Annotated in this window: 9 protein-coding genes; 7 read left to right on the forward strand and 2 right to left on the reverse strand. The window is 37.6% G+C overall.

Translation table 11 applies throughout. The annotated features are described in order from the left end of the window. Positions 1–62 precede the first annotated feature (62 nt). Genes aksF through ACKI2P_RS11230 form a run of 3 tightly spaced genes read left to right on the forward strand, consistent with a single transcriptional unit; the run spans position 63 to position 2,931 of the window. Entirely contained in the window at positions 63–1,052 is a 990-nt protein-coding gene (aksF, locus tag ACKI2P_RS11220; RefSeq protein WP_407377618.1) for a homoisocitrate dehydrogenase, read from the forward strand. Continuing rightward, positions 1,052–2,521, forward strand: coding sequence for a class I adenylate-forming enzyme family protein (locus ACKI2P_RS11225; RefSeq protein ID WP_407377619.1), 1,470 nt, complete (start codon positions 1,052–1,054; stop codon positions 2,519–2,521). The genes aksF and ACKI2P_RS11225 overlap by 1 nt, the downstream gene beginning before the upstream one ends. 5 nt (positions 2,522–2,526) lie before the next feature. Continuing rightward, complete coding sequence (locus tag ACKI2P_RS11230; protein ID WP_407377620.1) at positions 2,527–2,931, forward strand: GNAT family N-acetyltransferase; 405 nt, start codon at positions 2,527–2,529, stop codon at positions 2,929–2,931. An 8-nt stretch (positions 2,932–2,939) separates the two neighbouring features. On the opposite strand, the gene argB is transcribed toward ACKI2P_RS11230, so the two are convergent. Then, complete coding sequence (gene argB, locus ACKI2P_RS11235; RefSeq protein ID WP_407377621.1) at positions 2,940–3,803, reverse strand: acetylglutamate kinase; 864 nt, start codon at positions 3,801–3,803, stop codon at positions 2,940–2,942. A gap of 101 nt (positions 3,804–3,904) precedes the next feature. Between argB and ACKI2P_RS11240 the strand changes: the two genes are divergently transcribed. Beyond that, positions 3,905–4,591: a hypothetical protein gene (locus tag ACKI2P_RS11240; protein ID WP_407377623.1), complete on the forward strand. Its 687-nt coding sequence runs from the start codon at positions 3,905–3,907 to the stop codon at positions 4,589–4,591. Next, on the forward strand, positions 4,584–4,742 hold the full coding sequence (locus ACKI2P_RS11245) for a hypothetical protein (protein ID WP_407377625.1): 159 nt from the start codon (positions 4,584–4,586) through the stop codon (positions 4,740–4,742). The genes ACKI2P_RS11240 and ACKI2P_RS11245 overlap by 8 nt, the downstream gene beginning before the upstream one ends. A gap of 680 nt (positions 4,743–5,422) precedes the next feature. Here ACKI2P_RS11245 and ACKI2P_RS11250 read toward each other — a convergent pair. Then, positions 5,423–6,607 (reverse strand): cytosine permease, encoded by a 1,185-nt coding sequence (locus tag ACKI2P_RS11250; protein ID WP_407377626.1) that lies wholly within the window; start codon positions 6,605–6,607, stop codon positions 5,423–5,425. 182 nt (positions 6,608–6,789) lie between these two features. Between ACKI2P_RS11250 and ACKI2P_RS11255 the strand changes: the two genes are divergently transcribed. After that, the gene (locus ACKI2P_RS11255; RefSeq protein ID WP_407377627.1) at positions 6,790–7,404 is read left to right on the forward strand and encodes a TetR/AcrR family transcriptional regulator; all 615 of its coding nucleotides are present in this window, start codon (positions 6,790–6,792) and stop codon (positions 7,402–7,404) included. Position 7,405: 1 nt separating this feature from the next. After that, complete coding sequence (locus tag ACKI2P_RS11260) at positions 7,406–8,128, forward strand: flavodoxin family protein (RefSeq protein WP_407377629.1); 723 nt, start codon at positions 7,406–7,408, stop codon at positions 8,126–8,128. The last annotated feature ends 295 nt before the right edge of the window (positions 8,129–8,423 follow it).

The raw sequence follows: 8,423 nt of genomic DNA on the forward strand, positions 1-8,423 counted from the left end.
AATTGCTATATAATTAAAAATTAATATTATTAATATACGAACAATTTAGCAAAAGTGAAATAATGTATAAACTTGCAATAATAAGTGGAGATGGAATAGGAAAAGAAGTAATGTCAGCCTGCGAATATCTGCTCGACAAACTGAACTTGGATTTCAGTTTCAAATACGGACAAGCAGGTTTTGAATGTTTCAACAAAAATGGAACAACACTGCCTGAAGAAACAGTAAAGATAGCAAATGACAGTGATGCAGTTCTATTTGGAGCGTCAACATCAACACCAGGTCAGCCTAGCCCAATAATAAATCTAAGAAAGGAACTTAACGTTTATGCAAATATCAGACCAATAAAATCATATAAAGGTGTTAACTGCATTCGTGATGACATTGACTTCGTAATCGTGAGGGAAAATACCGAAGGCCTTTATTCTCAAAAGGAATATGGTAACAAAGAAAAGATGATTGCAGAGAGAATCATCACAAGAAAAGCATCTGAGCGAATATCAAAGGTCGCTTTCAACCTGTGCCTAAAAAGAGGCCAGGAAAAGGTAACCTGCGTCCACAAAAGCAATGTGCTCAAAAAAACAGATGGCGTTTTTAAGGAATCATTCTACAACATTGCAAAGAATTATCCTCAAATTAAAACCGAAGATTACTATGTTGATGCAATGGCAATGTATCTGATAACCCAGCCCCAAAACTTCGATGTAATAGTATCAAGCAACCTGTTTGGAGACATTCTCTCTGATGAAAGTGCCGGCCTTATAGGAGGACTCGGACTTGCACCATCAGGAAACATCGGTGACCATAACGGATTGTTTGAACCTGTTCACGGTTCTGCGCCGGATATTGCAGGAAAAAACATTGCAAATCCATGTTCAATGATACTTTCTGCCTCAATGATGCTTGACTATTTGGGAGAATGGAAAATCGCAAATGAAATCAAGAATGCCGTTGAAAAGGTAATAGCAGACTGCAAAATCAGAACACCTGATTTGGGCGGAGATTCAAATACAATGGAAGTTACAAAAGCTATAGTCAAGGAGTTAATATAATGTTAAACATTACCACTTTTTTAGATGCAAATTCAAAAAGACTAGACAAGGACGTATTATACAACCCAAAAACCGGAAACAAATACACCTCCGGTGAAATATTATCAATAGTATCAGAAATTGGACGTAACCTGAAAGATATGGGAATAAACAAAGGCGACAGAGTATTAATCTATCTTGCAAACTCCGAAGAATACCTTTTTTCACTTTTCGCAATATGGAGAATCGGAGCAATAGCAATTCCTACAAACAGAATCATGACCGCAGTGGAACTGGAATACCTTGCAGGAGATTCCAAAGCAAAAGTGATGATAACCGACAGCGATGCAAACGGCATAATTGAAATTGAAACATACATTCCCGAAAATGTTTACAGTTATAAGGACTGTGAAGTTCTTCCTGCCGAAAATACCGATTGGGATGATCTGTGCCAACTTCAATACACTTCAGGAACCACAGGCCAACCAAAAGGAGCTATGCTTACACATGGAAATTATTTTTCTGCAATACACAATGAATGCGACGTTTTGACACTTAAACAGGATGACGTATTTTTAGGAATTTATCCTATGGCTCATGTTGGACTTTCATGGGCAATATCCGCTTTAAGGGCAGCAGCATATTACATTTTAATTGAACAGTTCAATATTGACGAATATCTTGAATTATGTGAAAAAGAAAAGGTAACCGTTTTAACAGGAATGCCTCCTGTAATACATTCACTTACAACAATGGATGCTCGTAAACATCTGAAAACCGTTCGTGAAATCATATCAGGTGGAGGACCTCTTCACAAAAAAATTTGGAGGGATTTTCACAGGACTTACCAAATACCAATCATCAATGCTTACGGACTATCTGAAACCATTGTAATCGGAACCGGAACTGTCATAAGACCTGAAGACTACTGGGAAGCAGACAGATTTGAAAGTGTAGGTCATCCAGTGTGCTTTTCCGAGGTTCAAATCGTCGATGAAGTTGATTCATCAAAAATATTGCCAAAATACGAACAGGGCGAAATTGCACTTAGAGGACCTGCTGTCGCTAAAGGATACTGGGGAAATGAAGAGAAAACCAAAGTGGCATTTTTGGATGATGGATGGTTTTTAACTGGAGATATCGGATATTTGGATGAGGACAATCGTCTGTTCATCACTGACCGTAAAAAAGACATGATCGTAATGAGCGGATGGAAAATCTATCCAACAGAAGTGGAAGAAGTTTTAATCAAATATCCTGCAGTTAAAGAGATTGCAATCTTCAGCATAAACGATTGCCACAGAGGAGAGATACCTGTTGCTGCAGTTGTCTGGGAAGATGAAGCAGATGATGAAGGCCTTATAAAATACGCCCGTGAAAACCTGTCAAGATATAAGGTTCCAAGGAAAATATTTGCACTTGATGAACTTCCAAGAGTTAACGGCTGGAAACTGCTTAGAAGAGAACTCAGAAAAATGTTTAAAGTATAGATACTATGAACATAACATACAAAAACACACACAACTTTTCAAAAAGGGAATTGGAAGAACTTTTCAAGTCTGTTGAATGGTCTTCCGGAGAATTTCCCGAAAAACTTGTCATTGCAATGAAAAACTACAACTGCGTTTATTCCGCATGGGACGGGGATGAACTGGTCGGATTAATTTCAGCTATGGACGATGGAGTTATGAACGCGTACATCAATTATCTGCTTGTAAAACCGGAATACCAACTTAAAGGAATTGGAAAAAATCTTGTTGAAAAGGTAAAGCAGCACTACAAAGATTATCAAAGAATAGCTGTCATTACAATGCATGAAAAAAGCAGATTCTATGAATATTGCGGATTTGAAAAAAGAGAAGACAAAGTTCCGTTATTCATAACAGAACTTGAAGATTGAAAATGGAACTATTTATAAATCATAGTTCCTATGCCATCTGTTGTAAAGATTTCTATAAGCAATGAATGTTTAACCCTTCCATCCAGGATATGACATGATTTAACACCATTTTCTATAGCCTTTACGCAGGTTTCTATTTTTGGAATCATTCCGCCTGAAATGATACCCTGTTCAACCAGGTCTGGAATTTCTGAAATTTTTATTTTTTGAATCAGTGTTGAAGGATCTGAAGGGTCTCTTAAAACACCAGGAACGTCAGTTAAAATAATCAACTTTTCAACATCCAAAGCGCCCGCCACTTCACCTGCGGCAGTATCCGCATTCAGATTTAGACTTTGACCGACTTCATTGATACCAATCGGTGATATGACCGGAATGATATCATTATCCAAAAACATTTCCAATAAGTCAGTGTTGATTCTGTCAACTTCACCAACCAGTCCATAATCAACAATTTCCTCATCTATTTTACTTAAAGGCTTTTTATGAGCATAAATCAGACTTGAATCTGTTCCAGACAAACTTATTGCATCACCATCATGTTTGATGATTTCTGATACAATTTCTGATGAGATTTTACCTGCAAGAACCATTTCAATAATTTTCATGGCTTCCTCATCAGTTACCCTTAAACCTTGAATGAATTTTGATTCAATACCGAACTTATCCATTGCTCTTGAGATTTCCGGACCTCCACCGTGAACAATAATCGGTTTCATTCCTACATACTTGAGTAAAACAATATCACGGGCAGTAGATGATTTAGCTTCCTCATCTATCATAGCATGTCCGCCATATTTGATTAAAATTTTTTTATGATGAAACTTCTTAATATATGGTAAAGCTTCAATTAAAACATCAATATCTTTCATTTTATCACTACAATAAATATTTAACTTCCTTATTTATAAGTGTTTAAGTATGAAATTCATTACACCATCATTTATATGTAACCTTTTAAATATGAAATAATATGTCTGAAGTGAATGATATTAAATCTTATTTGAAAAGTTTGGGGGCAAGCAAAGTCGGTTTTGCAGATGTCCATGGCCTTGCAAGTGAGTTTATTGACTTGCCTAATGGGATAAGCATCGTTTTAAAACTTCCAAAAGAGGCGATGCAGCTTGTCAAGGATGAAGACTATGAGGCATACTGGAAATGCTTTCACGGCCAAATTGACAAACTGACCGAAATGTCACTTAAAGGCGAAGAATTTATAAAAAACCAGGGATATGATGCATTTGCACTGACAATGACTAGAAATGAATGTGACATGAAAAAACTTCTAAGCATACTGCCCTACAAAACCATTGCAACAAAATCCGGACTTGGATGGATTGGACGCTCAGCCTTATTTGTAACACCGGAATATGGCTCTGCAGTAGCACTTGGAGCCATTTTAACAGACATGCCCTTGGATTTTGACCAGCCAATAACCGATTCAGAGTGCGATGAGTGTACAAACTGCCAGGAAGCGTGCCCAGTTGATGCAATCAATCCGCAAAAGTGGAATGACCGACTCAACAGATCAGACATTATCGACATTGAAGCCTGCAGCGAATATATAATCGGCCAGTACAAGGCAGGACTCGGATGCACCAAATGCATGAGCGAATGCAAGCTAACCCTAAAATACCTTGAAAATGACTCAAATGATTAGATTAAGAAAAGCTCAGATAAATGAGTCAAAAGACATTTTGAAATTCTACAGAAACATAATTGTTTCAATCAAAAACAGTGAATTCAAACCGCAATGGAATGAGAGTTATCCGGATTTGGAATTTATCAAAAATATTGCAAGAATACCATGACATCTTAGGTCATGGATGAATTGCACAAAAAAATTACTTATCAAATGCTCTCTGAAGAACTTTAAATACCAATGAAATCTAAACTAATAAATGACAAAGTTAATCAAAACTTTTTTCAACGATAACCAAGTTTAAAAAAGCAAAACATTAACATTTTGTCTGAACCCATGGGACGGCGGAGATAGCCTAGGATAATATCAAATAACGAACGATATATAATAAAAAACCTAGGAATCCTCAACTTCAATAAGTTGAGGTAGTTCAATGAAATTTTTCAATATATAACTAAAAATACAAAAATAGTTTATGATTCATTTGATTATGGGTGTATAGTTTTTCAATGTCTATATTGCAGGATTAAATCCTACAATACCGCCCATTAGACATTAAATTACATAATCAATATTTGAGAGTTTCCTCATTGGAGATAATTCTCTGTTTAAATGCTTTATGGAATGCCGTATATAAATTTAATTATTTTTTTAGTAAAGTAACTGGTTAGTGTTTTTCTCAAGCAAAAAGACCTCCGCGAAAACTTCTGAAAAAATCATAAATCATTATCGGAGTTTGCATCTAAAAATGAAACTTTCGATGATGTAATTGAATTTCTAGTTTAATATTATTTGGAAAAACGAATTTTGATATTTGATAATGAACTTAAAAAATAATTTTAAGTTATTTTAATTTTTTTTAAATAGAAATGCTCCCGCATATGCAAGAACTGCCGATACGATAACTGAAAGAAGGGTCGGGCCTAAAAATATTGAATCAAGATTTATTGTAATGTTGTAGACGATAAAACCGGCAAGCCATGAAAACATGTTCCAGTACCATATCCTTCTGTCGCCTGAATCGGATTTTGTTACATAAAATGAAACCAGAAGCACAGCCGCCATCGGAGCGAACACTGAAGCTATCAGATACAGGAAGTCGATGTAGTGGTCCATGATTCCTGATATTGCAAGAGCGGCGCTTATTGCACAAACCACAACTCCTACTGTTTTCGGATTTAATCTGTTTAAGATGACCTTTGATGATTCTCCGGCTGAGTTTGCGGCCATGAAGTTTGTTGTAACGGTTGAGAGAACTACAATTATGATTCCTGCAGTTCCGAGGTTTGCCAAAAGAATGGACTGTGCGATTGTGTAGTTTGGCCCTATGCCTGCAATTTCTATTCCGATGAAATACATCCATAGGCTTGCAAGGGTATATGCAATGGCGGAGACTGCTGTTGCCTCAAGGGGCTTTTCAACTTCTTTGGTGTAGTCTGAAATTACCGGAAACCAGGATATTGGCATGGCTATTGATATTTCAAATATGTTCCAGAATCCGAGGCTTTGCGTTGCTATTGTGTGTGTTACGGCGTTTGCAGAGCCGAGTCCGAACAGCTTGAATGTAAGTATCACAAGAAGCACTGTCAGCACTGTCATGACTGCTGTGGTTATTTTTGTAACCTTCTGAAGTCCGAGATAAACCCACACTGCGATAAGGGCAGCAAGTATTATGCATGTCGCCGCAAAGGAAATCGGCAGGTTAAGGCTTTCAAGGGCTGATGCTCCCTGTGCGTTCAGCACTGCAATCCATGCCACAAGCTGCATCACGTTGAGGACTGCAAAAAACTTTGATCCGTACTTTCCGTAGGCGGATGAGGTTACCTCCATTGCGTTTTTCCTGACGGATGCTCCTATGTATCCTACCAGAAACAGAAGCACTCCTCCAAGCAGGTGGCCGAGCACCAATGGAAGCCAGAGAGAACTTAATGGTGATGCGGCTCCGATTTCGATTCCCGCTTCGATTTCCGAAACTGAAATTGCAACTCCGAACCATATTACAAGGTTTGATAAAAGTCCAGTTCGTTTTTCCATTGTCCGCCTCTTTGGATTATGTTAATAGTTATCTGTTTTTTCTGATTAATATATAAGTATAACTATTGTTATAAATATTTTGGTCGTATGTTCAGTTTTTGAATATCTGATGTAAACTAACGACCGTTAGTTTTAAATATTCAAAATCCAAAAGTTTAACTAACAAGCGTTAGGCAGATAGCATGAACAACAAGGAAAAAATATTCAATGTGGCAGTAGATTTGTTTTCCGAACATGGCTATGGCGGCGTTTCAATCCGCCAGATTGCACGTGAAGTCGGAATAAAAGAAAGCTCAATATACAATCACTACAAAAGCAAGGAAGCTATTCTGGATGCAATCCTTGACTATTACGTTTCGAAAATGACCGAGGATGAGATTCCAAACGATGAGGCCGGAAAAAATCTCGATGAGGGAATCGAGCATTTCTACCGTGCAGGTCTTGAGCTGTACGCATCAAAACTCAAAAGCCAGAAAATGCTAAAAATTACCCGGTTTGTTCTAATCGAAATGTATCACAACGAAAAAATCAGAAACTACGTAAAAACAGTAATGGTTGAAGCGCCGGTCAGCGGATGGGTCGAACTGTTTGAGATGATGAAGGCGAAAGGGGTAATCACGCCGGATGCAGACTCAAGACAGCTTGCTGAGTCCTTTTACTACTACGGATTTTTTCTCATGGTTGAGCATTTCATAATAAACTATCCTGAAGATGATGAAAAATTCCTGAAGGATCTTGCTGATAAAAGCGAAAGGCAGATGAAAATCATATTCGATTCTGTAAAGGTAGGTGAGTAAAATGAAATATTTGATTATAAACGGGTCACCAAGGCTGGGAAATACCTATGGTGTCATAAATCAGGTCAAAAACAGTCTTGACGGTGAGTTTGAAGAGGTGTTTTTGATTGGTGAGAGGATTCCCATGTGTCGGGGATGCTTTAAATGCATTGAGGAAGGTGAAAAGGAATGTCCTGACTATGACAAGGTTAATCCGATAGTTGAGAAGATGAAATCCTGCGATGCAATAATCATAGGCTCTCCGGTCTATGCGATGAACGTGACCGCCCTTTTAAAGAACTTCTTTGACCACACAGCATATCTTTTCCACAGGCCGGAACTTTTCACCAAAAAAGCCCTTGTCGTTGTAACAACAGCCGGAGCCGGCCATAAAAAGGTTGCAAAATACATAGATGAAACCTTGAGGCACTGGGGCGTAAACAGAACCCATAAGATAGCCATTGCAGTGGGTGGTAAGGATCTGTCTGAATTTAGAGAAATTGACAAGGTTGCACTTAAATTCGCCTCTGACAATAAGCTGCGCTCTCCAAAGCTTTCAGATATAGTGTTTTTCAATGTATGGAAGGTAATGGCCACATCATCAAATCCAATTGAGGCAGACAAGGAGTTCTGGTACAGCACAGGTCTTGTAAACCATGACTTTTCACCGGATGTAAAGCTTGGATTTTTCAAGACGGTATTTTCAAAATTCATCGGCTTTGTCATGCATCGTGTATTGAAATAGTTCTTGAACTACCTCAACTTATTGAAGTTGAGGATTTCCTAGGTTTTTTATTATATATCGTTGGTTATTTGATATTATCCTAGGCTATCTCCCTCGTCCCATGGGTTCAGACAAAAATGTTAATGTTTTGCTTTTTTAAACTTGGTTATCGTTGAAAAAAAGTTTTGATTAACTTTGTCATTTATTAGTTTAGATTTCATTGGTATTTAAAGTTCTTCAGAGAGCATTTGATAAGTAATTTTTTGTGCAATTCATCCATGACCTAAGAGGTCATGGTATTCTTGCAATATTTTTG

It is taken from the genome of Methanobrevibacter sp. (assembly GCF_045541095.1).
In the GTDB taxonomy this organism is placed as follows: Archaea; Methanobacteriota; Methanobacteria; order Methanobacteriales; family Methanobacteriaceae; genus Methanocatella.